This is a genomic window from Pseudomonas sp. A39 (genome assembly GCF_058145955.1).
In genome coordinates, this window is the sequence record NZ_JBYVMD010000110.1 from 1 (window position 1) to 1,307 (window position 1,307).

Consider the following 1,307-nt stretch of genomic DNA (forward strand, 5'->3'; position numbering starts at 1 on the left):
AAATGTGGGAGGGGGCTTGCCCCGGTACAAACCGGGGACATCGTTTACATTTCTAACCGGGGACATGGTTTACAGGTTAATACGCATGATCAGGAGGTAACTGATCATGCCCTGGAACCAAGAGTCCCCCATGAACCAACGAATCAAGCTGGTTGCTGACTGGCTTTCGGGTAATTTCACGAAAAGCCAGCTGGCCCGCCGCTTCGGTGTCAGTCGACCGACCGTAGACAAATGGATTTCTCGGCATAACGGCGATTTGAAGTCGTTAGCCGAGGTTTCTCGGCGACCTCATAACAGCCCAAACAAGACCGACGATGAGATCTTGGCTCGCGTAGTGGCCATGAAGGAGGCTCACGATAAATGGGGGCCAAAGAAGCTCATCGAGCTATTGCGAATTGAAGATCCCTCTATCGATTGGCCGTCTCCCAGTACAGCCGGCCAATGGCTTGACCGACTTGGGCTGGTCAATAAGCGGCGGTTCAAGCGTCGGCACGGCACTTCCCATATTGAAATGCGAGAAGCCAATGACCCCAACAAAACCTGGTGCGCTGACTACAAAGGGCAATTCAAGATGCTCAACGCGCAGATGTGCTTCCCGCTGACCGTGACAGACCATGCATCCCGTTTGATTCTGGCTTGCAGGGCTCACCCTAAAATCAAGACCCAACCTGTAAAGCAGACCTTTGAGCGGCTTTTTCAGGAGTACGGCATGCCGGAAGTCATTCGCTCTGACAACGGCGTCCCCTTCGCTTCTCCTGGTCTGGCCAGAATGTCCACGCTGGCCGTTTGGTGGATCCGTTTAGGTATTTATCCCGAGCGAACCATGCCAGGAAGGCCCGCCCAGAATGGTCGCCACGAACGAATGCACCGCAGCCTGAAACTTGAGCTACCGCTAGGGAGCAATTTGGTTGAGCAGCAGCTTTTGCTGGAGCATTTCAAACATGAGTTCAATTACGTACGCCCTCATGAAGCGCTTGGTATGAAACGTCCGGGAGATGTGTATATGCCGTCTACCCGACTTTATCCAGGATGCTTACCCGATGTGGAGTATCCGGCAGAAATGCGGGTTCGAAGCGTCAGGCAGGATGGATCGATCAAGTGGAATGGCAAGTTGGTATTTGTCAGCGAGGCATTATCCGGGGAAAGGATAGGGCTCAAAGAAGCTGAGGATGATGTCTGGGATTTGTACCTGTGTGATTATTCCTTGGGGAGGCTTGGACGGGGTATGACCCGCGTCCAAGCCTCAAATGTGTAAACGATGTCCCCGGTTTCAGATGTAAACGATGTCTACGGTTCTACACCCCGAT

Annotated in this window: 1 protein-coding gene; it reads left to right on the forward strand. The window is 52.9% G+C overall.

Annotated elements, in window-relative coordinates:
• Positions 1-106: 106 nt before the first annotated feature.
• Positions 107-1,255 carry an integrase core domain-containing protein gene (locus AC3ZU9_RS31395; protein WP_169905024.1) on the forward strand — a complete coding sequence of 383 codons (1,149 nt, stop codon included), beginning with the start codon at positions 107-109 and terminating at the stop codon, positions 1,253-1,255.
• The last annotated feature ends 52 nt before the right edge of the window (positions 1,256-1,307 follow it).

What these genes read in the sequence shown, in the direction of transcription:
- AC3ZU9_RS31395 (WP_169905024.1), top strand. Translation starts at nt 107, where the DNA reads ATGCCCTGGAACCAAGAGTCCCCCATGAACCAACGAATCAAGCTGGTT.